Consider the following 22874-nt stretch of genomic DNA (forward strand, 5'->3'; position numbering starts at 1 on the left):
GGCCGTCGTGTCGACGATTTACGATGTAGCAAAGCTGGCCGGCGTTTCGCCGAAAACGGTCTCGCGCGTCGTGAACGGGGATGCGCCGGTCGGCAAAAAGACCCGCGAGAAGGTAGAAACCGCCATTCGCGAGTTGAAATATGTCCCCTCGAGCGCGGCACGCATGATGCGCTCGAACCGGTCGGGGCTGATCGGCGTCGTGACGGGGGCGATTTCGCGCACGGCCGAGCTGTCCGACCCCAAGGGCCTGCCCGACCTGTTCATCCTTCAGGGCATTCAGCAGGTCGTCGCCGAGCGCGATCTGACCTTGATGATCGCGGATACGGCCGGACAGATCGACAAGGTTCCCGCACTCCTGCGCACGTTTCAGGAGCATCGGGTCGAGGGGCTGATCTATGTCGCCGACTATCACAAGCGGGTGGCCTTCGAGACCGCGACACCGGCGTGCCCGCTGGTGCTCGCAAACTGCTACGACGCCCATGGCACCCCGGCGATCGTGCCCGACGACAAGGCCTGTGAGAAACGTCTCGTCGAGCGTCTGACCGCGCATGGCCACAGGCGCATTGCCTATCTGACATTCGATCCCGCGATGGATGCGGTGCCGCTGCGCATCGAGGGGTATCGCGAAGCGCTTGAGGCTGCAGGGGTCGCCTACGACCCCGCGCTCGTATCGACAGGTTACCCGATCAACACCGAATTTCTGCACCAGTGGCTCGACGAGGCGCTTGATCGGATCCTCGCCCTGCCGGAACCGCCAACCGTGATCTGCTGCGGCAATGACGAGATGGCGATGCAGCTTTACGGATTGCTGCGCACCCGCGGCATCCGTGTCCCGGAGGATATCTCCATCGCCGGTTTCGACAATTACCGCGCGATCGCAGAGACCCTCTACCCGCCGCTGAGCACGGTCGAACTGCCCTATGCCGAGATGGGCAGGCAGGCGGCCGAGCTTTTGCTTTCCATGATCTCGGAGGAGGCATCCCGTCCGCACGACCCCGTGCGGGTGGCGGGACGCGTATTCTGGCGCTCTTCCGTGACCGACCTCGAACTCGAAAGCCAGACATCCAAGGGAGGATGACATGAAACTATTGAACGTGACAGCCGGGGCGGTCATTGCCGCCACCGGGTTCTGCAGTGCTGCCTTCGCGACCACCGATCTGACGATGTGGTATCACGGCGCGGGCAACAAGGTGGAAGGCAAGATCGTCAACCAGATCATCGACGACTTCAACAAGAGCCAGTCGGACTACAAGGTCGCGCTGCAGAGCTTCCCGCAAAACAGCTACAATGACTCGGTGACGGCAGCCGCGCTGGCGGGGAACTTGCCCGACATTCTCGACATGGACGGGCCGATCATGCCGAACTGGGCCTGGTCGGGCTATCTGCAGCCGCTGCCGATCCCGGAAGATCACTTCAAGGATTTCCTGCCCGGCACCAAGGGTGTCTATGACGGCAAGCTCTACTCGATCGGGCTCTGGGACGCGGCGGTCGCGCTTTATGCGCGCAAGTCCACGATGAAAGAGCTGGGGCTGCGCACGCCCACGCTCGACAAGCCCTGGACCAAAGACGAGTTCGTGAACGCGCTCGAGGCCGCGAAGAAGAGCGGCAAGTTCGACTACGCGATCGATCTGGGCATGTCGGACAAGGGCGAGTGGTATCCCTATGCGTTCCTGCCCTTCCTGCAGAGCTTCGGCGGCGGGCTGGTCAACCGCAAGACCTATGACACCGCAGAGGGTGTGCTCAACGGCGATGCCGCGATCGCCTGGGGCAACTGGTGGCAGTCGCTGTTTGCCGACAAGCTGGCGCCCGGCACCAGCCAGGACCCGGCAGCCCATGAAACCGGCTTCATCGACGGCAAATACGCCTTCTCGTGGAACGGCAACTGGAATGCGGTCAAGACGATGGACAAGGTCGACGATGTCGAGTTCCTGCCCGCGCCTGACTTCGGCAACGGCTCCAAGATCGGCGGCGCATCCTGGCAGTTCGGCATCTCGGCCAGCTCCAAGGCTCCCGAAGGTGCGGCGGAGTTCATCAAGTTCGCGACGCAGGACAAGTATCTGGCAGAGTTCTCGGATGCGCTCGGCCTGATCCCGGCCACCAAGTCGGCCGCGCAGATGACCAAGAACTACAAGACGGGCGGTCCGCTCGCAGTGTTCTACGGCCTGTCCGAGGCGCAAGCCGAGAAACGTCCGGTGACGCCCGGCTACGTCGTCGACTCCAAGGTGTTCCAGAAGGCCGCCGCGGATATCGCGGACGGGGCTGACGTGATCGACACGCTCGATTCCGCCACCGACCAGATCAACGCCGATATCAAGCGCAACGACGGCTACAAGAAGAACTGAGCCGCTGTGCCGCGGGGGCGCGCGATTGCCGCGCCCCCACCTCCAACTTCAGACCGGGAGACCGCGCCATGCGCTCGTCACTGACTTCCGCCAATCGGGCGGGATGGGCCTTTGCCCTGCCGGGCATCGTGCTGATCCTCGCCTTCATCATCACGCCTTTCTTTCTGGGCGTCGGCTTCTCGCTGACCAACCAGCGGCTGATCTCGCCCAATGCCACGCGTTTCGTCGGTCTCGAGAACTACCGGGAAATGCTCAACATCGCGGTGGTCGACCTGCAGGCCAAGACCGATAGCGCGGGCAAGACCGTCACCGATGCCGCTGGGCAGGCCGAATTTCCCCGCTTGCGCTCCATCACGCGCAACCCCGACACGCCGCAATATCACGGCATGCAGGAATGGTTCCGCTGGGTCTCGGGCGACACGGCGCATGTGGTGATCGCAAGCGACGTCGTGTTCTGGAAAGCGCTGCTCAACACCTGCATCTTCGTGCTGATGGTCGCACCGATCCAGGCCGCGATCGCGCTGGGTCTCGCGTTGCTGATCAATCAGAAACTGCGCGGGATCACGATCTTCCGCACGATCTATTTCATGCCCGTGGTGGTCTCGATCGTCGTCGTCTCGCTGCTCTGGCGTTTCATCTATTCGGGGCAGAACGGGCTCTTGAACAACATGCTGTCCTTCCTGAGCTTCGGGCATTTCCAGCCCGTCGACTGGCTGGGCAACCCACATACCGCGCTTGGCGCGATCATCACGATGTCGATCTGGCAGGCGGTGGGCTTCCACATGGTGATCTGGCTCTCCGGGCTGCAGACGATCCCGCCCACGCTTTACGAGGCCGCCGCGATCGAAGGCTCGTCGAAATGGCAGACCTTCCGCTATGTCACCTGGCCGGGGCTGCGCCACACCGCGGTGCTCGTGCTGATCGTGATCACCATGCAGGCCTTCGCGATCTTCGCCCAGATCGACGTCATGACGAAGGGCGGTCCGCTGGACTCCACCCAGACGCTGGTCTTCCAGGCCGTACAACGCGGCTACGGGATGCAGAACATCGCGGGCGGCTCGGCGATCTCGGTGATCCTGTTCCTGATCGTTCTGGTGATTTCGATGATCCAACGCTGGCTGACGAGGGAGCGCTGAAATGAGTGTCATTGGTTCCGATAACCGCAATCTGCGGCTGGGTGTGCGCTATCTCGTCCTGATCCTGATCGCGCTGATCTTCGTGCTGCCGCTGCTGTTCATGGTGATGTCCAGCTTCAAGCCCAGCGACGAGCTGCTGCGCGACACGTCGAGCCTGCGCGCCTTCCTGCCGGTGGGCCAGCTCAGCCTCGACAATTACACCGGCGCCTTCGAGCGCGCCCCGGTCGGGCTTTTCGTCTTCAACTCGATCTTCGTGACCGGGACGACCGTGCTGCTGTCGCTGGTGATCTGTTCGCTCGCGGGGTTCTCCTTCGTCTTCCTGCAATGGCGCGGGCGCGACGTGATGCTCTCGATCATTCTCGCGACCTTCATCGTGCCGTTCGAGACCATCGCGATCCCGCTTCTGCTGGAAGTGTCGAAACTTCCCTGGCTGGGGCTGGACGGGCTCAGCTGGGGCTGGCTCGACAGCTACCGCGTGCAGATCATCCCGTGGATCGCGGACGGGCTGACGATCTTCCTCTTCGTGCAGTATTTCAAAGGCCTGCCCGGCGAGCTGATCGAAGCGGCCCGCGTCGAGGGCGCAAGCTGGTTCCAGATCTATCGCCGCGTGGTGATCCCGCTCTCGGGGCCCGTCATCGCGACCGCTGCGATCCTGAAATTCCTGATCATGTACAACCAGTATCTCTGGCCGCTGATCGTGGTCCAGCAAGAGCAGTATCGCCCGGTGATGGTCGGCCTGCAGTATTTCTTCCAACTCAACCCCGCATGGGGGGAGATCATGGCTTACCTGACGCTGATCACGGTGCCGGTTCTCGCCTTCTATCTCGTGCTTCAAAAGGCGTTCATCGCCTCCATCGCCTCCACCGGCGTGAAAGGATAATCCGACATGGTTCTCGCACTCGACAAGCAATGGGTCTGGGACAGCTGGTATGCCCATGACGGCGAACGCTGGCATGCCTGGTTCCTCAAGGCCGACAAGTCGCTCGGCGATCCGGACCTGCGCCACTTCAACGTGAGCCAGGGCCACGCGGTCTCGGACGACCTGATAAGCTGGCACCATCTGGGAACGTCGCTGACGCCCGCCCCGGCCCCGGCTTGGGACGATCTGGTCACCTGGACCGGCTCGGTGCTGCGCGACGATGACGGGCTGTGGCACCTGTTCTACACGGGCGGGCGGCAGTCCGAAGACGGGCTCTATCAGCGCATCGGTCACGCGACCTCGCACGACTTGCACAACTGGGACCGCGTGGGCGACGGGCTCTGCCTCGACCTGACCGGCCCCAATGCTGCGCATTACGAGGCCGAACACATGGTCGGCCACTGGCACGACCGGGCGATGCGCGACCCTTGGGTGATGCGCGACCCGGCAGGCGACGGCTGGCTGATGTATTTCACCGCCCGCGCCCCCGGCATCGAAGAGGCGAACGCGGCCGGGGCCATCGGCTTCGCCACTTCGCCCGACCTGATCCACTGGGAATTGCAGCCGCCGGTCTTCGTCGGCGGGTTCGGTCAGCTCGAAGTGCCGCAGGTCTTCGAGGAGAACGGGCGCTGGTATTGCCTGTTCTGCACCGCCGCCGAGCACTGGAGCCGCGCGCGCATCGCGGAAACCGGCATGACCCCGGTGACCGGCAACCACTACCTGATCGCAGACGACCCGCGCGGGCCGTGGCGGATCGCCCCCGGCTTCCTCGATGGCGCGAACCCGTGCCGGCGCTATGCCGCACGCATCCTCAAGACCGCCGAGGGTCTGGTGATCATGGGGTTCGACGACAATGGCCACGATCATTTCGTCGGCCAGATTCGCGACCCGGAACCCGTTCTCGTGGATGCGGAGGGCTATCTGCACATCGACCCGGATGCCGAGCAGGGAGGGAAGTGACATGGCAGACATCAAGCTGCGCGGACTGCGCAAGAACTATGGTGCGCATGAGGTCATCCGCGGCGTCGATATCGACGTGGCCGATGGCGAGTTCTGCGTCTTCGTGGGCCCCTCGGGCTGCGGGAAATCCACGCTGCTGCGGATGATTGCAGGGCTCGAGGACATCTCGGGCGGCACGCTGGAGATCGACGGCGAGCGCGTCAATGACGTGCAGCCCCGCGAACGCGGCGTGGCGATGGTGTTCCAGAGCTACGCGATCTTCCCGCATATGAGCGTGCGCGACAACATGGCCTTCGGCCTCACCATCTCGGGCGCCTCAAAAGCCGAGAAGGCGGAGAAAGTGCAGCGCGCCGCCGAGATCCTGCAGATGGAGCATCTGCTCGACCGTCGCCCCAGCCAGCTCTCGGGCGGCCAGCGCCAGCGCGTCGCGATCGGGCGCGCGATCACCCGCAACCCCTCGGTCTTCCTCTTCGACGAGCCGCTCTCGAACCTCGACGCGGCGCTTCGGATGGACATGCGCATGGAGATCGGCAAGCTCCACAAGCAGCTGGGCGCGACGATGATCTACGTCACCCACGATCAGGTCGAGGCGATGACGCTCGCCGACAAGATCGTCGTGCTGCGTGACGGGCTGGTGATGCAGTCGGGCTCGCCGATGGAGCTCTATCACAACCCGGCCAACCGCTTCGTCGCAGGCTTCCTCGGCGCGCCGTCGATGAATTTCCTCGAGGTCGAAGTCCTGGAAGCCGACAGCGAAAACGCCAAGGTCGCGCGGCACTCGATGGACCCGATCGTCGTGCCCGTGCGCGGTCGTAAATTCGCCCCCGGCGACACCGCCCTGCTGGGTCTGCGCCCGCAATACGTCACCCCCAGCACGCCCGATGAGGGCGTCCTGCACGGTCAGGTGTCTCTGGTCGAACGGCTGGGCAGTGAAACGGTCGTCGATCTGGCGATGGCGGACGGCACGAGCCTGATCGCCGCCTTCAGCGAGGACAAGCAATTCGAACGCGGCGAACGGATCGATCTGGCGTTCGACCCCGCACGGACGCATCTGTTCCACCCCGACGATTAAGGGCCATCGCACGCTGACTCTCGGCCGGCATTGGCGTTTCGGACCATCAGACCATCCGGAACGCCCTGCGTCTTCGTGCCCCCATCGAGAGTCAGGCGCGCGCCTGCCTCTGCTCGCGAAAGATCGTGAATACGCCGCTCGCGATGATGATCGCCGCACCGACGATCGTCATCGCATCCGGGCTCTCGCGCCAGATGAGCCAGCCAAAGAGCGTGGCCCAGAGCAGGCCGGTGTAGTCCAGCGGCGCCACCACGACCGCCGGGGCGAGGCGGAATGCCTGCGTCATCATCGTCATCCCCGCGGTGCCGAAAATCGCGAGCCCGACGAAAAGCCAGAGGTCTTCGGACCGGACCGGAATCCAGACGAAGGGCACGATCAGCGCACTCAGCAGCGCGCCCGCGCCCGTCAGGTAGACTAGCAGCGTCCACACGCTCTCGCGGCTATCCACCCAACGGGCGCTGAGCATCAGCAGGGCATAGACAAGCGCCGTCGCGACGGGCAGCAGCGAAATCAGCTGGAAGGACGCGCCGCCCGGCCGGATGATCACGAGCACCCCGAGAAACCCGACCAACACCGCCAGCCAGCGCCGCCACCCGACCTCTTCCCCGAGGAAAAGGGCGGATATCAGGGTGATGAAGAAGGGCGCGACGAAGATCAGCGCGGTGGCCTCGGCCAGAGCGAGATATATGAAGCTGGTGAAGAACATCATCGCGGCCCCGACCCAGAGCGCCCCGCGCAGCAAATGCGCAAGAGGCCGGTACGAGCGCAGGGCTGAGGGGCCGCCCAGGATCAGGGCAATAGCGATGGTGACCGGCAGGGCGATCACGTTGCGCAGGAAAAGGATCTGGAGCGGAGAATAACCGGCGGTGAGCGTCTTCGCGATCGCGTCATTGGCACTCAGACAGGCCACCCCCACGCACATCAGGAATATGCCCTGCGTGTACGTTCTCGGCGCGTCGGAAATCGCAGAGCTCATCGTCCCCTCCCTGATCGGTCCTGCCCTCCAAAAAGGGATCACAGGATTGAGACTTACACTGCCCGTCCAGGACCCGAAAGCGCTGTGGCAGAGCTCTGGCGATTGGATATGTCGTGCAGGAATGGCGGCGTTCGTCTCGCGATTTCACGCCGGAACGGCTCAAACCGGCAAGGCGGTCATCCGCGACCGAAAGACGCTCGGCTTCAACGCAATCGTCCGGGAGCGCTTTACCCCTGACATCTCGCTCGGTTCGCCACAAGCGGTCAGGCCTCTTTCGGCTCCCCCCGGAATCCCAGCAAGCGCAGCGCATTCATCGTGACCAGCACAGTCGCCCCGGTATCCGCCATCACCGCGATCCAGAGACCGGTGACACCGAGAAGCGTCGTCACGAGGAACACGCCCTTCAGCCCGAGCGCGATGGCCACGTTCTGACGGATATTGCCCATCGTCGCGCGCGCCAGACGAATTTGCCTCGGGACATCGAGAACCCGGTCGCGCAGCAACGCACCATCGGCAGTTTCCAACGCGACATGGGTGCCCGATCCCATCGCGATGCCGAGATGCGCGGTGGCCAGCGCCGGGGCGTCGTTGATACCGTCGCCCACCATCATCACATGCGCATCCCGCGCCAGCGCGCGAACCTCCGTCACCTTGTCCTCGGGCAACAGACCGGCGCGCGCCTCGATGCCGAGCCCGTCGGCGATCGCACGACCCGTCACCGGATTGTCGCCAGTCAGCATGACCGAGCCGATGCCCATGCGCTCGAGCGCGGCAATCGCCTCGGCGGCATCGGCGCGCGGCTCGTCGCGCAGCGCGATCAGGCCCAGAAGGCGTTCGTCTGTAAAGACGGTCACGACGGTCTTGCCGCCGCTTTCCAGCCGGTGGACAGCGGCACGATCCGCCTCCGTCAGAACACCCGCCTCCGTGGCAAGGCGCGGGGCCCCGACGTGCCAGGTTTCACTGGCGATCACGGCGCGCGCGCCGCGGCCCGGGATCGTGGTGGCTGACATCGCCTGCGGAACCGCGATACCGCGCTCCTCCGCACACGCGAGGATCGCCTGCGCGAGCGGATGACTGCTGCCCGTCTCGACCGCCGCAGCGGTGGCAAGAAGGCTGACCTCGTCTCCGTGCAGCGGCACCAGGTCGGTGATCTGCGGCCGCCCCTCGGTCAGCGTGCCGGTCTTGTCGAAGGCGACGAGACTGGTTCTGGCCGCCGTCTCCATCACCGCGCCGCCCTTCATCAACAGCCCGTGGCGCGCGCCGGTGGAGAGGCCTGCAGCAACCGCGGCGGGGACCGAGATCACCAGCGCGCAGGGGCAGCCGATCAGCAACAGCGCGAGGCCACGATAGATCCATGTCTCCCAGGGCGCCCCGAAGACCAGCGGCGGCACGACTGCGGCCAGAAGCGCCACGCCGACCACCGCAGGCATGTAGACGCGGCTGAACCGGTCGATGAACCGCTCGACCGGGGCGCGCGCGCTCTCGGCCTCTTCTACGAGATGCAGGATGCGTGAGATCGTGTTGTCCTCGGCGGCCTTCTCGACGCGGATGCGCAGCTCGCCTTCGGTATTGATCGAGCCAGCGAAGACCGCCTCGCCCGGCTCTTTGAGATCCGGCACGCTCTCGCCGGTCACCGGGCTTTCATCGACGCCCGAACTGCCGGAGACGATCGTGCCATCCGCCGGGATGCGGTCGCCCGGGCGGGCCTGCACGATCTGTCCGATGGCGAGGCTGTCGGCGGCGACCTCGCGGATGCGGTCGCCCACGACCAGCCGGGCGCTCTTCGGCACCAGATCGGCCAGCGCCCGGATCGAACCGCGCGCCCGCGATGCCGCCACCCCTTCCAGCATCTCGCCCACCGCGAACAGGAAGACGACGAGCGCCGCCTCTTCCGCCGCGCCAAGAAAGAGCGCACCGATCGCGGCGATGCTCATCAGCATTTCGATGGTGAAGGGCATCCGCGCCCGCGCCATCAGTGCAGCGCGCCGGACCACCGGGGCAACAGAGATCACGGTGGCGAGCATGAAGACCCAATGCGCGGTCTGTCCGCCGACAAGCAGCTTCACGATCCAGGCCGAAGCCAGCAAGCCCCCTGTCGCGATCAGGTAGCGCCCCTTGGCGGTCGCATACCATGCAGGATCGGCGGGTGGCGTGACCTCGCTCTGAGCGGGGCGCTCCGATCCCTCTCCGTACTCCTCTGTTCCGGGGAAAGCCCCCTCGGGCAGGACGAACCCGCCCTTGGGTTTTTCCGGGGCCGCACCCTTCACCGAAATCCCGAAACCGAGGCGGCGCACGGCCGTCTCTACGCTCTCGCGGGAGGCGGTGGCCGCGTCCAGCCGCAGGCGCAGACGCTCGTTCATCAGCGTGACCTCGACCGCCTCGACACCGGGCAGAGCCTCGACCGCGCCGCGCACCTTTGCCGCGCAGGAACCGCAATCCATCCCGGTCACCCGCCATTCCTGAAGGTCTGTCGCCTCGGTCATCTGCTACTGTCCTCTTCCTTCGATTTCTCGACAGCAGAGAAGATAGGAGCTACAGCTACTATAGGTTCAAGGGGGAATTTCGCCCTCGCGTGACCGTGACCGAGGAACGACATGCATACGATCGGAACATTGGCGCGCCGCACCGGCACCAAGGTGCAGACCATCCGCTATTACGAGCAGATCGGCCTGATGCCAGAGCCGGGGCGGACCGCGGGCGGCCAGCGGCGCTACGGCGATGCCGATCTCGACCGGCTCGCCTTCATCCGCCATTCGCGCCAGCTTGGTTTCCCGCTCGAGGCGATCCGCGAATTGCTGGACCTCTCGGATCATCCCGCGCGCGATTGCGGGGCTGCGGACTCGATCGCGCGGCGACAGTTGCGAGAGGTCGAGACCCGGATCGCCCGGCTCGCGGCGCTGAAGCGCGAGCTGGAACGGATGATCGGCGAATGTCGCGGCGGAACCGCTTCGGATTGCCGGGTGCTGGAGGTGCTGCGCGACCACTCGGAATGCCTCGCCGATGATCACGACGCGATAGGCTGACCCCGCAGCACAGGGGCCGATCAGCGAAGCTTCCGGAACAGGCTGAACTGGAAAGACTGCAGGTTGCCCGAGGGTGTCGCGTGTTTCTGGGAACGTTTCGCCACCAGCTCAAAATCGGGGCCCAGCGCATCGCCGAGGGCCTCCGGACTGTAGCGACGGACGGGAAGGCCACTGCAGGTCTCCGGCCCGTCAGGCGCGAAGGTCGCGATGATCGCGTGCCCCCCAATGCGCAGGGCGCGAGACAGGCGCGTCACATAGGCAGCCCGCTCCGATGGGTCGACCAGAAAGTGGAACACGGCGCGATCGTGCCAGAGGTCATAGACCCGCTGGGGCGACCAGCGCGTGATATCGGCGACGATCCACTCCACATCCGCGCCGCGCGGCCCAAGCCGGGCACGCTGGGCGTCGAGGGCCGTCTGGGAGAGGTCGAGAACGGAAATGTCGCGCAGGCCACGCGCGATCAAGCCGTCAACGACCCGCGAAGTGCCAGCGCCTACGTCGATCACCCGAGTGTCCGGCGTCAAACCGGCGCATTCGGCAAGTTCGAGCGAGATCTCCGGTGCGTCCTGATGCCAGCTGAGGTCACTGTCACTCTTGCTGCCGTAGATCCGGTCCCAGTGATCCTTTCGCGCCTCGTTCATCCAAATCCTCCACGCGGCCAGTATAGCGCGCGGTCAAGATTACGAAAATGCGCAAACCGCCCTCACGCCTGGCATTCCTATTCGAGCGACGCGGCGAGGGCGCGCGCTGCGTCCTTGCCCAGCCGTGCGCCCGGCGCGCCCAAGACCGCGCCGCCGACTGTCTGCCCCATCCCGATCGCCTGTTCGACCGGGCGCCCAAGAAGACGGGAGGCAAGATAGCCCGCATTGAACGCATCGCCCGCGCCGGTGGTATCGCGCAGCTCTGTCAGAACCGGGGTCTCGCGCCGACCGGTGCGCCCCTCGGCAAGATACCAGACGGGCTGCGCTCCATCTTTCACAGCGATCTCCGCCACCCCCTGCCCGATCAATCGCTCCAAGGTCTGTTCCGGCGTCGCATCGCCCCACAAGGCAGCCTCGTCGTCAAAACTCGGCAGCGCGATATCGGTATGGGCGAGCATGCGCAGACAGGTGTCACGCGCCTCCTCCGGCGATTGCCAGAGCCGTGGCCGATAGTTCGGATCAAAGGAAATTCGGGCGCCTTCGCTGCGCGCTTTGGCAATCGCGTCGAACAGCGTCTCGCGCGCCTCCGGCGAGAGAATGGCAAGGGTGATGCCCGACACATGAACGAGATCCGCGCCGGACAAGGCGCGCCCGAGGGTATCGGGATCATCCGCGAGCCGACGCGCCGCAGAGAGCTGGCGCCAATAGTGAAAACTGCGCTCCGCCCCCTCGAGCTCGATCATGTAGAGGCCCATCTCGCGTTCGGCATCGCGCTGAACGGTGGAGATGTCCAAGCCATCCGCCTCCATCTCGGCGAGGAAACGGCCGGACAGCTTATCCTCGCCGATGCGCGTGACGAAGCCCGCCCGGGCACGCGATCCAAGCAGTTGCGCCGCATGCCACAGCGTGTTGAACGTATCGCCCGCATAACCGAGGCGAAACGTGCCGCCCTCGACCGGGGCGAGTTCCAGCATCGCTTCCCCGATGGCGACCATCTTTTTCGGGTTCTCGCTCATTCGCGCAGGCCTTTCGCGTCGAGGTCAAAGATGCGGCCGGTCAGCCAATCGGGCCAGTCCCGCTCGAAGAACGCGCCTGCGCTCTCGTCGAAGCTGCGGTTTTCGCGGGTGTCGATCTTCAAGTCTTCCCCCTCCAGACGGACGAGGATTTGCGTCTGCTTGTCGATGTCGCGCTCCGTCTTGAAGCGGAACGCGCCCAGATCCGTATCGCGCGCCATCGGGATCGCTTCGCCCTCATCGGAACAGATCGCGCGCGCGCCGCGGCTGCCACCGCCTTGCGAGATATACTGGTCGAGCGCGGCAAGGACGGCCTCGGAGGCAAGCGCCATCTGCTGCCACTGGATCGCGCGCCCGCCATCGCCCGCGCGCTCCGGGGCAATCCCGCCGCTGCGCAAGCTCCGGTTCAACTGGCGTGCCGCTGCAAGCGCTTCGGCCACGTCCTCGCCGTTGCAAATCATCCCGGCATGGTCGCTCATCCGGGCCTGAACTTCGTCGCGGACCGACTTCACGGAATGCGCGCTGTCCGTCTTCAACCGTGCGAGCAGATTCGTCACCGCCGCAGTGAGGGCCTCAGATGCGACGGCATCCGGCGCGTGGGCCGTGCGGCTCGCGCCGATATGCTCGCCCACCCGGGTGCCGAAGACCTGACCGGCGTTCAGGGCCGATCCGCCCGGGCGCGTCACGCCATGCGTGCCCGCCGCCTCGCCCGCGGCATAGACACCGCGCAGGTTGGAGCGCCCCCAGGGATCGACCGCGATCCCGCCATTCATATGCTGGTTGTTCACCGCGAATTCGAGCGGCGCGGCGGCGATATCGACCTTGTAGCGGCGGTACAGTTCGATCGCGAGCGGGTTCATGTGGCGCAGCCGGTCGATCGGCAACTCCTGACCCGCCCCGGCGGTGCCCAGATAGGTCCGCACATCCTCGTCGAGGCGGGTAAGATCGAAGGGCTGATCTCCGGGCACCGGAAGCGGATTGCGGTTGAAGTCCATGAAGACCCGGCGCCCCGCAGCGCTCTCGCGCCAGACCGCCAGATCGACGAGGCTCGACGCGAAATCCAGCATCCGCGTCGCGTGGAACGGCCATTGATAGCCCTTACGGAACACGTTGGAGGCCAGCTCCTGCGTCGTCCGGTAATATTGCGCGAGGAAATGATGCTCGCGCCCTTCGGCATCGACCGAATAGATATGCGGCAGGGATTGCACGTAAGTCCCCGAGAGATTCCACGGGAACCCCTCGCGGCGCGTCCCGATGCCGAACTGGCTCTCGGTGAGGTTGACCAGTTCGATCCCCGCTTCGAGCGCGAGACCCAACGTGCCGAAGCAGCCATTGGGATAGACGCTGTCGCGATAAAGCTCGCCCGGCCCGCCCGCCGCGAGCACGACATTCGGCGCGGCAAACAGCACGAGACCATAGGGATTGGCCTCGCTGCGGTCGGATTTGCGGAACGCCAGCGCCCCGGTGACACGACGGTCATCCCCCTCGGCTTCGGTGAGCAGTTGCACGACCGTCGTGTGGTTGAAGCTCGGCACGTGGAGCCGCAGCGCCTCTTCCGCCAGAACCTTGACCATCAACCGTGACGTTCGGGGGCCGCAGCTCGTCGCGCGCCCGGTCTCGTCATGGTCGGTCTTGTAGCGCAGCGTCGCGCCGAACCCGTCCTGCGGCAGCGGCAGGCCGAGATATTGCAGCGAGGCCATCATGCGCGGCGAGCCGACCGCCTCGATATAGGCCGTATCCTCGTCCATCGCGCCGCCAGCCCGGATCGCCCGCGCCATCGCCTGAAAATCATCCCCGTGATCGGCAGTATTCGCGGTGTGCAGCGTCTGCTTGTCGGAGCCCGAACACGCGGAGGTCCCGCCCCAGGCGCTCTGGCTCGCGACGATGACCTCGCCGCCGCGCCGCTTGAGTTCGACGGCGGCGCGAAGCCCCGCCGCCCCGCTGCCGACGACGAGGCAGCCGGTGCGATAGACCGGCAGGGTGAGGCCCGCGATCTCGAGCATCTCCGGGGCCGGAGCATCGGCCCGCAGCCGTGGCATCTCGATATCGGTCAGGGCGTCGAGAATGTCCTGAGGGATTGCACTGTCCATGTCTTGGCTCCGTTTGCGGTCCAGTCAGCTTTGCGGAATATCGATCCAGGCGCGTTGCCGGGACGAGCTCATGCAGGCATCGACGATCTGGGTGATGTGATGTCCGCTCTCGAAGGTCGGCCACATCGCCTTGCCGGAGACGATGGAGCGGATGACCTCCGCCGCTTCGATGATCTTGGTCTCGTTATAGCCGAGCGCGAAATTCGGCAGCGGCAGGAAGGCCGCGTAGGTCGGATGCTCGGGCCCGACATCGATCTCGCGGTAGCCGCGGCGCCCGATCGGATCGGCATTGGTGTAGAAGCGCAGCCGGTTCACCTCGTCGAACGTATAGGCGAGGCTGCCTTTCGTGCCGTAGATCTCGTAGGTCTGCATGAACTTGCGCCCGGTCGCGACACGGCTGAAATCCACGATCCCGTTGGCGCCGTTCTCGAATGTGCACAGAAGCTGGGTCGCGTCGGGATTGGTGATATCGGCCCATTCCTCGCTGCCGGTCAGCTCTGCCGTCTCACCGAGCCCCAGCCCTTCGATCTTGGGACGGCGCGGCGTGACGATGATGTTGTTGGAGATCAGAGACGAGACGCGCCCGACGAGGAATTCCATGAAGCTGAAGACATGGCTGCCGGTATCCCCGACGATCCCGGTGGGTGCGAGCGACCCATCGGCGCGCCACATATAGGGCACCATCGGGTCGCCATACATGTCGACATGCTGGCACCCTTTGAACATCGTGATCTCGCCGATCTCGCCCGCATCGATGATCTCCTTCGCGAGATCGTGGACGGGGTTGCGCGGGAAGGCGTGACCGACGCGGGTGATCAGGCCCCGCGCCTTCGCGATATCGGCAAGCTCGCGCGCCTCCTCGGCGGATTCCGCGAGGGGCTTTTCGCAAAAGACATGCTTGCCCGCTTCGAGCGCGGCTTTCGCAACCTCGTAATGCAGGTTGTCGGGCAGGCAGATATCCACGAGATCGACCTCGGGATCGGAGATCACCTCGCGCCAGTCCTGAACGATCCGCGCACCGGGTGTCCGCTTCGCGAGTTCCGGTGCGGCGGCGGGATCGCGATCGACGAGGGTGACGACCCGCGCCGTGCCACCTTCGGTACCGAAGAAATGCGGAAAGGTCTGATAGGCCATCGTGTGGACTTTGCCCATCCACCCCGAAGCGCCGAGCACGGCAACGCGGATCTCTGTCATTTGAACACTCCTCTCCTGTTCGCGCCGGTGTCTCTCCGCGCGGTCTCGTCTCTGTTTCGTCCGAACGGGCGGGCTTCCCGTCTCCCTGTCGTCTCAGCCCGCAGGCGTCTCGCCACTCGATCCACGAATGGCCAGCGAGACCGGCGTGCGGATTTCCGGCGCCGGCACCTTGTCGTTCTCGAGCCAGGCCAGGATCGTTTCGGCGACAAGCTTCCCGAAGCCGTCAATGTCGCAGCGCACCGAGCTGAGCGGGGGCCAGGAATGGGCCGCCTCCTCGATGTCATCGAAGCCCACGATGCGCAGATCGCGGCCGACATTGCGCCCGATCTCGGCGCAGCCCGAGATCATCCCGAGCGCGACCTGATCGTTGAAGCAGACCGCGCCATCCACCTCCGGATGGTCGTCTGCCAGCTCATGCGCCGCCTGCCTGCCGAAGGCGCGGCTCGCGCTGCCGGTCAGAACATGGGGCTCGAGCCCGGCCATCTCGATCGCACTCAGATAGCCCGCCATGCGTTCCTGCGTGACGGCCCGGCCTTCCAGACCGCCCACGAAAGCGATCCGCTTCGCGCCTTGTTCGAGAAGATGCTCGGTCGCGATGCGCGTCCCGTTCGGATAATCCGGCGCGGCGAAGGGGAAAAGCTCGGTCCGCATCTCGACTTTGCGCAGCACCTGCATCGCCGGAATGCCCGCCCGCTGAAGCGCCTCGAAGCTCAGCGCCTCGTCGCCATAGGCGGGCGAGAGGATCATCGCGGAGACGCCGTGCTCGATCATCGCCTCGACCACCTGCGCCTGCAGCTGCGGGTCTTCGTCGGTATTTGCCACGACCGCCGCATAGCCGCGGCTCGACAACGCCATTTGAACGGATGTCGCGAATTCGGTGAAGAACGGGTTGCGAAGGTCGTTGATCACGAGACCGACGAGCCCGGCCCCGGCGCTGCGCAGATTGGCCGCCGCCCGGTTATAGACATAGCCGATCTCGGTCATCGCAGCCTGCACCTGTTCGCGCGTTTTTTGCTTCACCAAGGGGCTGTTCTGGATCACGAGGCTGACGGTCGATTTCGAGACCCCGGCCTTGCGGGCCACGTCGATGATCGTCGGTCTGCGGTCGCTCGGCGCCATGTCACGCCCCCTGCGGCTGAGCCGCAATCTCGAGGTCGAAGACGAGGATGCCGTCGATCCCGCCTTGGGCGTTGGCGACGAGCTTCGCACCGAGCGCCCGGTGATCGGGATGTTCCTGATAGGCGGCGAGCGCCTCCCAGTCGCGGAAATCGACGGTGAAGCCATGCATGTAACCGCGCTCGATCTTCTCGGGACTCTCGGAGCGGCCCGCGCAGATCGCGCCAAGCCCGTCCACCTTGCCCTCGATCGCGTGCAGCTCCTCCCAAAGCGGCGCGATCTCTTCCTCGCTCAGCTCGGGTTTGAATTTGACGAGAACGATGTGGCGCACTGTCATGTCAGCCTCCATGTGACGCGCGGATCATATCGGCGGCTTTCTCGCCGATCATGATCGCCGCGGCGTTGGTGTTGGACGAGATCACGCGCGGCATAATCGAGTTATCGACGACGCGCAGCCCCTCGATCCCGTTGAACCGCAATGTCGGGTCTACGACAGCTCCCGGATCGGCACCCATGCGACATGTCCCCGCGCAGTGATGCGACGTTTTCGAATGGGTGCAGATGAAATCGAAGTAATCCTCATCGGTTCGGACATCAGGCCCCGGAAGGCGCTCGGCGAGGATATATTTGCGCAAGGGCGATTGCGACAGGATTTCCTGCGTCAGCTTCAGCCCCCGGATCGACATTTCGCGATCGAGCGGATCCTGCAGATAGTTCGGATCGATCAGCGGCGCCTTCGCCGGATCGTCGCTTTGCAGGCGGACGCTGCCGCGCGAGCGCGGGCGCAGGTAACAGGAATTGAGCGTGATACCGCCCTGCGGCATCGAGACGACGCCGTGTTCGATGCCGGTCCCGAGCCCGAGATGGAACTGCAGATCCGGGGACCGCGCCTCGGGATCGGCATACCAGAAGCCACCGGTTTCGAACAAAGACGACGCCACCGGCCCCTTGCGTCCGAACAGATATTGCAGCCCCGCCAGCGCCGCCCAATGCGGTTTCGCATAACGGTCGTAGCTATAGGGGCCCGACAGTTCGCTGATGCAATAAAGGTCGAGGTGATCCTGCAGATTGGACCCCACCTCCGGCTGGTCGAAAACGACATCGATCCCGAGCGAGGCCAGCTCGTCCGCCGGTCCGATCCCCGACAGCTGCAAGAGCCGCGGCGAGCCGATCGCCCCCGAACAGAGCAGCACTTCACTCTCCGCCCGCAGCCGCGTGCCATCGACAAGCTCGACCCCGGTCGCGCGGCCATTCTCGACCACGATCCGGCGCACCTGCGCACCCAGCTTCACCGTGAGGTTCTCGCGGTGACGATTGGGCGCGACATAGGCCATCGCAGCCGAGGAGCGGCGCACATTGCGCTGGGTCAGCTGGTAATAGGCGACCCCGTCCTGCTTCTCGCCGTTCACGTCGTAATTGCGCGGAATACCAAGCTCGGCGGCCGCTTCGAAATAGGCCTCGCAGACCGGCAGGGGCGCGCGCGGATCGCTCACGCCGAGCGGGCCGCCCTTGCCGTGATACCGGTTCTCGAGGCTCGCATTATCCTCGGCCTTGCGGAAATAGGGCAGCACGTCCTCATAGCCCCAGCCGGTGCATCCCATCTGACGCCATTCGTCGTAATCGCGCGCATTGCCACGGGTATAGACCTGCGCGTTGATCGCGGAGCCGCCGCCGATCACCTTGGCCTGAGTGTAGCGAAAGACCTTGTTCTGCATGTGCCGCTGCGGAACCGTTTCCCAGCCCCAGCTGCCGATGCCCTTGGTCATCTTCGCGAAGCCCGCGGGCAGATGATAGAACGGATGGCGATCGCTGCCGCCCGCCTCGAGCAACAGCACGTCAGCCGACGGGTCCTCGGAGAGACGCCCGGCCAGCACCGAGCCTGCCGAACCGCCGCCGATAATGATGAAATCGTAAGTCGTCTTCATGCTGGCCTCCTTGGCCAAGTCTCTCGCCGCAGCCCGGGTGGCTCAGGCGGCAAGCTCTGTCTGTTCGATATGCTCGGCCGCGCGCAGGGCGAGCGCCGCGACGGTAAGGGCGGGGTTCACGGCAGCCGAGGTCGGAAGGACGGACGCATCGGCGATGAACAGGTTCGGGTGGTTATGGCTGCGGCAGAACGTATCGACGACGCTCGACGCCGGATCGTTACCCATCCGCGCCGTCCCGCACTGATGCGACGGGGTCTGCCGGTCGAACGGCCGCGCGAGCACGATCGGGTAGCCCGCAGCGCGCAGTTTTCTGCGCAGCATGGCGACGAGTTCGAGATGGGCCTCCCAGTTGGAGCGCTTCCAGTCGAGCCGGATCTTGCCCTCCTTCAGCGTCACGCGGCTCTCGGGATTGGGCAGGTCTTCGGACATCGCATAAAGGTCGACCGAGCGGTTGGCGATCCAGCTCGCCACCGGTCGCGGCAGCGGCGAGGCCGAGGCGAGGATCGGACCGGAGATTTTGCCGAGCAGCTGGATATTGCCAAGCGGCGCACCGTTCGCCCCGCCCGACAGGTAGAAATCGTTGATCGCCAGCGTCTTCTGATAGATCGCCCGGTTCCGGCGCAGCGGATGCAGCGCCAGAACGGCCGAGCAATTGTGGTTCATGAAATTGCGTCCGACCTGATCGGAGCCGTTCGCCAGCCCGGTCGGATGACGCTCATTCGCAGACGCGAGCAAAAGGGCCGAGCTTTGCACCGCCCCGGCGGAGAGCACGACGACCGACGCCGTGAGCGTCCGGACCTGCCCGTCTTTCTCGATCTCGACCCCGCTGATGCGGTTCTCGTCATCGACGATCAGACGCTGCGCCCGCGCGCCCGTCATCAGCTCCACATTCGGGGATTTCAGCGCCGTCGCCAGACCGACGCTTTCGGCATCCATCTTGCCGCCGCAAGTATCGGGGAACGCATCCCAAGGCGTTTGCCCATGCGCGAGCCAACGCTCGATATCGACCCCGAGCGGTAGGGAGGACGGGTGCAGCCCGACCGATTTCAGCCGCCGCCGAAGCGCCACGATATCGGGTTCGTCCGGGACCGGCGCATGGGCGTAGAGGCCGGAATGGCGCGGCTCCGTCGGGTCCTCTCCAAGCTGACCGCGCACCTGATAGAGCGCCTCGGCCTTCTGGTAGAACGGCTCGATCTCGTCATAGGCGATCGGCCAACCCGGCGTGGTCCCGCCTTGATGCGCGACAGGCGAGAAATCCGCCTTGCGGTAGCGCATCAGAACGGCGCCGTAGAATTTCGAATTGCCGCCGACATTGTAGTAATTGCCGGGGTTGAACGGCACGTCATCGCCATCGAGCCAGGTTTCCTCGGGCCGGTAATGACCGCGCGCGAAGATCGCGTCCGGGTCGCGCGCGTCCGGCGTGTCGGGCAGGCGTTCGCCACGCTCGAGCACCAGCACGCACCGCCCCGTCCGGGCCAGTGCCGCCGCCGTGGTGGCACCGCCCATGCCCGAGCCGATGATGATGACGTCGGCATCGCTCATGGCTGGATGCGCTCCTCCGTCTTGGGATCGAAGGCCACCGCCTTGTCCATGTTGACGGCGAAATCGAAGACCTCGCCCGCCCGCACGGTCACATCGGCCCGCATCCGGGCGATGGCGTCGCGCCCGCCCAGCGTCATCGTCACGAACGTATCGGACCCGGCAGGCTCGGTGACGCCGATATGGTTGCGCAGCGAGGCAATATGGTCGGCGTTGCGATCGGCCCCCTCCGGATCGGTGATCGTCTCCGGCCGGATCCCGAGAAGGATTTCGCGCCCGTCCCACGCGGCGAGATTGGGCTGCGGGAAGCTGAGCAGTTGCTCCACCCCGTCATGGCCCGTCACGGCGGCATGGGGCGCACCGTCCTTCACCACGATCCGCGCAGGCACCACGTTCATCGCAGGGCTGCCCATGAAGGTCGCCACGAAGACATTCGAGGGCGTGTCGTAGATTTCCTTCGGCGTGCCGAGCTGCTGCACATAGCCCTTGTTCATCACCGCGATCCGGGTCGAGAGCGTCATCGCCTCGATCTGGTCGTGGGTGACGTAGACGATCGTGGTGCCAAGGCTCTGGTGCAGCTTCTTGATCTCGGTGCGCATGTCGACGCGCAGCTTCGCGTCGAGGTTCGACAGCGGCTCGTCGAACAGGAACACATCCGGGTCGCGCACGAGCGCACGGCCCATCGCGACGCGCTGACGCTGACCGCCCGAAAGCTGCCCCGGTTTGCGGTCGAGCAGATTGTCGATCTGCAGCATCTCCGCCACCCGGTTCATCGCGTCCTCGCGTTCGGGCTTGGGTGTGCCATGCATCTCGAGGCCAAAAGTGATGTTCTGGCCCACCGTCATGTTCGGGTAGAGCGCGTAGGACTGGAACACCATCGCGATGTTGCGCTTCGACGGGTGCACACCGTTCATGGTGCGCCCCTTGATCGAAATCTCGCCGGAGGTGATCCCTTCCAGCCCCGCGATCATGCTCAGAAGCGTGGACTTGCCGCAGCCGGACGGGCCGACCAGCACGAGGAATTCACCTTCATCGACCGAGATGTCGACGCTGTGCAGCACTTCGACCGCGCCGTAGGACTTGGTGACGTTTGAAATATCGAGGAGACCCATTGGCATTACCCCTTGACTGAGCCCGCCATCAGGCCGCGCACGAAGAAGCGCCCCGAGACGATGTAGACGATGAGAGTGGGCAGCGCCGCAAGGATCGCACCCGCGAAGTGAACGTTGTAGGCCTTCACGCCGGTCGAGCTTTGAACGAGGTTGTTCAAGGCGACGGTCATCGGCTGGCTGGCCTGCCCGGCGAAGGACGACCCGAACAGGAAGTCGTTCCAGATATTGGTGAACTGCCAGATGATCGTGACCACGATGATCGGCCCCGACAGCGGCAGCAGGATGCGGTAGAAGATCCGGAAGAACCCCGCCCCGTCGATCTGCGCCGCGCGCACCAGCTCGGTCGGAAAGGCCGAGTAGTAGTTGCGGAAATAAAGCGTCGTGAAGCCGAGCCCGTAGACGACGTGGACGAGGATCAGCCCCGGCACCGAGCCTGCGAGCCCGATCATGCCCAGCACCCGCGCCATCGGGATCAGCACGATCTGGAACGGAATGAAGCACGAAAACAGCAGCATCCCGAAGAGGATCGTGTCACCGCGGAACCGCCACTTGGTCAGCACGTACCCGTTGAGCGCGCCCATGATGGTCGAGATCGCCACCGCCGGAACCACGATCAGGATCGAGTTGATGAAGTAGGGGCGCAGGCCGGTCGGCTGAACGCCGATCTGGGCCGAGGACCAGGCTTCGCGCCAGGGCTCGAAGGTCCAGACATCGGGTAGCGCCATCATGTTGCCGCCGGTGATCTCGCTCAGAGGTTTGACCGAGTTGATCAGCATCACCGCGAGCGGCAACAGGTAGAACAGCGCGAACAGCAGCAGGAAAAGATAGATGAAGGTGCGGGTCACGCGATTTGTGCGGATCGCGACCCCGGTATCGACGGCGCCGGACATTACTTCGGCTCCTTCAGTTCAGCGTAGAGATAGGGGATCATGATCGCGGCGATGGTCATCAGCATGATAACCGCCGACGCTGCGCCCACGCCCATCTCGTTGCGGGTGAAAGTGTAGGAATACATGAAGGTCGCGGGCAGTTCGGTTGCCCGGCCCGGGCCGCCACCGGTCAGCGCGATGACGAGGTCGTAGGATTTGACCGCGAGGTGCGCGAGGATGACGAAGGCCGACAGGAACGCGGGCCGAAGCTGCGGAATGATGATGCGGCGATAGAGGTTCCAGTTCGAGGCGCCATCCATCTGCGCCGCTTTCAGGATCTCGTTGTCGATGCCGCGCAGCCCGGCGAGGAACATCGCCATCACGAAGCCCGAGCTTTGCCAGACCGCGGCGATCACCACCGTGTAGATCGCCATGGACGAGCTCTTGATCCAGCCGAAATGGAAGCTCTCCCATCCCCAGAGATGCAGGGTATGTTCGATGCCGATCCCGGGATCGAGGAGCCATTTCCACGCCGTACCCGTCACAATGAACGAAAGCGCCATCGGATAGAGGAAGATCGGGCGCAACATCCCCTCGCCGCGGATTTTCTGATCCAGAAAGATCGCGAGAGTGAGGCCGATCGCGATACAGATCGTGATGTAGAGCGAGGCGAAGATCGCAAGGTTCTGGACCGCGATCGTCCAGGTCGGCAATTGGAAAAGCCGCCAGTAATTGTGCCAGCCGACAAGGTCGAAGCTCGGCAGGATCCGGCTGTTTGTGAACGACAGGTACCCGGTGAACACGATGAAGCCGTAGACGAAGATCAACATGGACGCGACAGAGGGCGCGAGGACGATCTTGGGAATCCATTCCTGAAGCCGGGTACGCAAGTCTGACTGGACCGGACGGGCCATTGCTCTCTCCTTTGGGGAAATGAGACGGATGGG

Annotated in this window: 20 protein-coding genes; 7 read left to right on the forward strand and 13 right to left on the reverse strand. The window is 64.8% G+C overall.

Features of this window, described 5'->3' with window-relative positions; genetic code table 11:
• Nucleotides 1-7: 7 nt before the first annotated feature.
• From AC2TZ7_RS02220 to AC2TZ7_RS02245, 6 genes are all read left to right on the forward strand, one after another.
• Nucleotides 8-1078 (forward strand): LacI family DNA-binding transcriptional regulator, encoded by a 1071-nt coding sequence (locus tag AC2TZ7_RS02220; RefSeq protein WP_489865742.1) that lies wholly within the window; start codon nucleotides 8-10, stop codon nucleotides 1076-1078.
• Nucleotide 1079: 1 nt separating this feature from the next.
• The gene (locus AC2TZ7_RS02225) at nucleotides 1080-2342 is read left to right on the forward strand and encodes an ABC transporter substrate-binding protein (protein ID WP_489865743.1); all 1263 of its coding nucleotides are present in this window, start codon (nucleotides 1080-1082) and stop codon (nucleotides 2340-2342) included.
• Nucleotides 2343-2410: 68 nt separating this feature from the next.
• The gene (locus AC2TZ7_RS02230) at nucleotides 2411-3478 is read left to right on the forward strand and encodes a carbohydrate ABC transporter permease (protein WP_489865744.1); all 1068 of its coding nucleotides are present in this window, start codon (nucleotides 2411-2413) and stop codon (nucleotides 3476-3478) included.
• Between the two features lies 1 nt (nucleotide 3479).
• Nucleotides 3480-4358, forward strand: coding sequence for a carbohydrate ABC transporter permease (locus AC2TZ7_RS02235; RefSeq protein WP_078519936.1), 879 nt, complete (start codon nucleotides 3480-3482; stop codon nucleotides 4356-4358).
• Nucleotides 4359-4364: 6 nt separating this feature from the next.
• Complete coding sequence (locus tag AC2TZ7_RS02240) at nucleotides 4365-5357, forward strand: levansucrase (RefSeq protein ID WP_489865745.1); 993 nt, start codon at nucleotides 4365-4367, stop codon at nucleotides 5355-5357.
• 1 nt (nucleotide 5358) lies between these two features.
• Nucleotides 5359-6429, forward strand: a complete 1071-nt coding sequence (locus AC2TZ7_RS02245) for an ABC transporter ATP-binding protein (RefSeq protein WP_489865746.1) — start codon at nucleotides 5359-5361, stop codon at nucleotides 6427-6429.
• Nucleotides 6430-6520: 91 nt separating this feature from the next.
• On the opposite strand, the gene AC2TZ7_RS02250 is transcribed toward AC2TZ7_RS02245, so the two are convergent.
• Together AC2TZ7_RS02250 and AC2TZ7_RS02255 are read right to left on the reverse strand one after the other, a co-directional pair.
• Complete coding sequence (locus AC2TZ7_RS02250) at nucleotides 6521-7405, reverse strand: DMT family transporter (RefSeq protein WP_489865747.1); 885 nt, start codon at nucleotides 7403-7405, stop codon at nucleotides 6521-6523.
• A gap of 263 nt (nucleotides 7406-7668) precedes the next feature.
• The gene (locus tag AC2TZ7_RS02255; protein WP_489865748.1) at nucleotides 7669-9888 is read right to left on the reverse strand and encodes a heavy metal translocating P-type ATPase; all 2220 of its coding nucleotides are present in this window, start codon (nucleotides 9886-9888) and stop codon (nucleotides 7669-7671) included.
• 111 nt (nucleotides 9889-9999) lie between these two features.
• Here AC2TZ7_RS02255 and AC2TZ7_RS02260 point away from each other — a divergent pair, with 111 nt between their 5' ends.
• Entirely contained in the window at nucleotides 10000-10428 is a 429-nt protein-coding gene (locus AC2TZ7_RS02260) for a MerR family transcriptional regulator (protein WP_098412276.1), read from the forward strand.
• Between the two features lie 20 nt (nucleotides 10429-10448).
• On the opposite strand, the gene AC2TZ7_RS02265 is transcribed toward AC2TZ7_RS02260, so the two are convergent.
• From AC2TZ7_RS02265 to AC2TZ7_RS02315, 11 genes are all read right to left on the reverse strand, one after another.
• Nucleotides 10449-11069, reverse strand: a complete 621-nt coding sequence (locus AC2TZ7_RS02265) for a class I SAM-dependent methyltransferase (RefSeq protein ID WP_489865749.1) — start codon at nucleotides 11067-11069, stop codon at nucleotides 10449-10451.
• Nucleotides 11070-11146: 77 nt separating this feature from the next.
• Nucleotides 11147-12085 carry a sugar kinase gene (locus AC2TZ7_RS02270; RefSeq protein ID WP_489865750.1) on the reverse strand — a complete coding sequence of 313 codons (939 nt, stop codon included), beginning with the start codon at nucleotides 12083-12085 and terminating at the stop codon, nucleotides 11147-11149.
• Nucleotides 12082-14172 carry an FAD-binding protein gene (locus tag AC2TZ7_RS02275; RefSeq protein ID WP_489865751.1) on the reverse strand — a complete coding sequence of 697 codons (2091 nt, stop codon included), beginning with the start codon at nucleotides 14170-14172 and terminating at the stop codon, nucleotides 12082-12084. Before AC2TZ7_RS02275 ends, AC2TZ7_RS02270 begins: the two co-directional genes overlap by 4 nt.
• A 24-nt stretch (nucleotides 14173-14196) precedes the next feature.
• Nucleotides 14197-15366: a Gfo/Idh/MocA family protein gene (locus AC2TZ7_RS02280; protein ID WP_489865752.1), complete on the reverse strand. Its 1170-nt coding sequence runs from the start codon at nucleotides 15364-15366 to the stop codon at nucleotides 14197-14199.
• A 93-nt stretch (nucleotides 15367-15459) separates the two neighbouring features.
• A complete protein-coding gene (locus AC2TZ7_RS02285; protein WP_098412281.1) occupies nucleotides 15460-16485 on the reverse strand; it encodes a LacI family DNA-binding transcriptional regulator in 1026 nt (341 codons plus the stop codon).
• A 1-nt stretch (nucleotide 16486) separates the two neighbouring features.
• The gene (locus tag AC2TZ7_RS02290; RefSeq protein ID WP_098412282.1) at nucleotides 16487-16819 is read right to left on the reverse strand and encodes a Dabb family protein; all 333 of its coding nucleotides are present in this window, start codon (nucleotides 16817-16819) and stop codon (nucleotides 16487-16489) included.
• A 1-nt stretch (nucleotide 16820) separates the two neighbouring features.
• A complete protein-coding gene (locus tag AC2TZ7_RS02295; protein ID WP_489865753.1) occupies nucleotides 16821-18407 on the reverse strand; it encodes a GMC family oxidoreductase in 1587 nt (528 codons plus the stop codon).
• A 42-nt stretch (nucleotides 18408-18449) separates the two neighbouring features.
• Complete coding sequence (locus AC2TZ7_RS02300) at nucleotides 18450-19949, reverse strand: FAD-dependent oxidoreductase (protein ID WP_489865754.1); 1500 nt, start codon at nucleotides 19947-19949, stop codon at nucleotides 18450-18452.
• Entirely contained in the window at nucleotides 19946-21058 is a 1113-nt protein-coding gene (locus AC2TZ7_RS02305) for an ABC transporter ATP-binding protein (protein WP_489865755.1), read from the reverse strand. The genes AC2TZ7_RS02300 and AC2TZ7_RS02305 overlap by 4 nt, the downstream gene beginning before the upstream one ends.
• 5 nt (nucleotides 21059-21063) lie before the next feature.
• Entirely contained in the window at nucleotides 21064-21948 is an 885-nt protein-coding gene (locus AC2TZ7_RS02310) for a carbohydrate ABC transporter permease (RefSeq protein WP_078541537.1), read from the reverse strand.
• Nucleotides 21948-22841 carry a carbohydrate ABC transporter permease gene (locus tag AC2TZ7_RS02315; RefSeq protein ID WP_489865756.1) on the reverse strand — a complete coding sequence of 298 codons (894 nt, stop codon included), beginning with the start codon at nucleotides 22839-22841 and terminating at the stop codon, nucleotides 21948-21950. Before AC2TZ7_RS02315 ends, AC2TZ7_RS02310 begins: the two co-directional genes overlap by 1 nt.
• Between the last annotated feature and the right edge of the window lie 33 nt (nucleotides 22842-22874).

The sequence above is a fragment of the Thioclava sp. ISO4 genome (genome assembly GCF_058105145.1).

Bases quoted from the DNA above. Each gene is read 5' to 3' on its own strand.
- AC2TZ7_RS02225 (WP_489865743.1), top strand. From the start codon at position 1,080: ATGAAACTATTGAACGTGACAGCCGGGGCGGTCATTGCCGCCACCGGG.
- AC2TZ7_RS02230 (WP_489865744.1), top strand. From the start codon at position 2,411: ATGCGCTCGTCACTGACTTCCGCCAATCGGGCGGGATGGGCCTTTGCC.
- AC2TZ7_RS02235 (WP_078519936.1), top strand. From the start codon at position 3,480: ATGAGTGTCATTGGTTCCGATAACCGCAATCTGCGGCTGGGTGTGCGC.
- AC2TZ7_RS02240 (WP_489865745.1), top strand. From the start codon at position 4,365: ATGGTTCTCGCACTCGACAAGCAATGGGTCTGGGACAGCTGGTATGCC.
- AC2TZ7_RS02245 (WP_489865746.1), top strand. From the start codon at position 5,359: ATGGCAGACATCAAGCTGCGCGGACTGCGCAAGAACTATGGTGCGCAT.
- AC2TZ7_RS02250 (WP_489865747.1), bottom strand. From the start codon at position 7,405: ATGAGCTCTGCGATTTCCGACGCGCCGAGAACGTACACGCAGGGCATA.
- AC2TZ7_RS02255 (WP_489865748.1), bottom strand. From the start codon at position 9,888: ATGACCGAGGCGACAGACCTTCAGGAATGGCGGGTGACCGGGATGGAT.
- AC2TZ7_RS02260 (WP_098412276.1), top strand. From the start codon at position 10,000: ATGCATACGATCGGAACATTGGCGCGCCGCACCGGCACCAAGGTGCAG.
- AC2TZ7_RS02265 (WP_489865749.1), bottom strand. From the start codon at position 11,069: ATGAACGAGGCGCGAAAGGATCACTGGGACCGGATCTACGGCAGCAAG.
- AC2TZ7_RS02270 (WP_489865750.1), bottom strand. From the start codon at position 12,085: ATGAGCGAGAACCCGAAAAAGATGGTCGCCATCGGGGAAGCGATGCTG.
- AC2TZ7_RS02275 (WP_489865751.1), bottom strand. From the start codon at position 14,172: ATGGACAGTGCAATCCCTCAGGACATTCTCGACGCCCTGACCGATATC.
- AC2TZ7_RS02280 (WP_489865752.1), bottom strand. From the start codon at position 15,366: ATGACAGAGATCCGCGTTGCCGTGCTCGGCGCTTCGGGGTGGATGGGC.
- AC2TZ7_RS02285 (WP_098412281.1), bottom strand. From the start codon at position 16,485: ATGGCGCCGAGCGACCGCAGACCGACGATCATCGACGTGGCCCGCAAG.
- AC2TZ7_RS02290 (WP_098412282.1), bottom strand. From the start codon at position 16,819: ATGACAGTGCGCCACATCGTTCTCGTCAAATTCAAACCCGAGCTGAGC.
- AC2TZ7_RS02295 (WP_489865753.1), bottom strand. From the start codon at position 18,407: ATGAAGACGACTTACGATTTCATCATTATCGGCGGCGGTTCGGCAGGC.
- AC2TZ7_RS02300 (WP_489865754.1), bottom strand. From the start codon at position 19,949: ATGAGCGATGCCGACGTCATCATCATCGGCTCGGGCATGGGCGGTGCC.
- AC2TZ7_RS02305 (WP_489865755.1), bottom strand. From the start codon at position 21,058: ATGGGTCTCCTCGATATTTCAAACGTCACCAAGTCCTACGGCGCGGTC.
- AC2TZ7_RS02310 (WP_078541537.1), bottom strand. From the start codon at position 21,948: ATGTCCGGCGCCGTCGATACCGGGGTCGCGATCCGCACAAATCGCGTG.
- AC2TZ7_RS02315 (WP_489865756.1), bottom strand. From the start codon at position 22,841: ATGGCCCGTCCGGTCCAGTCAGACTTGCGTACCCGGCTTCAGGAATGG.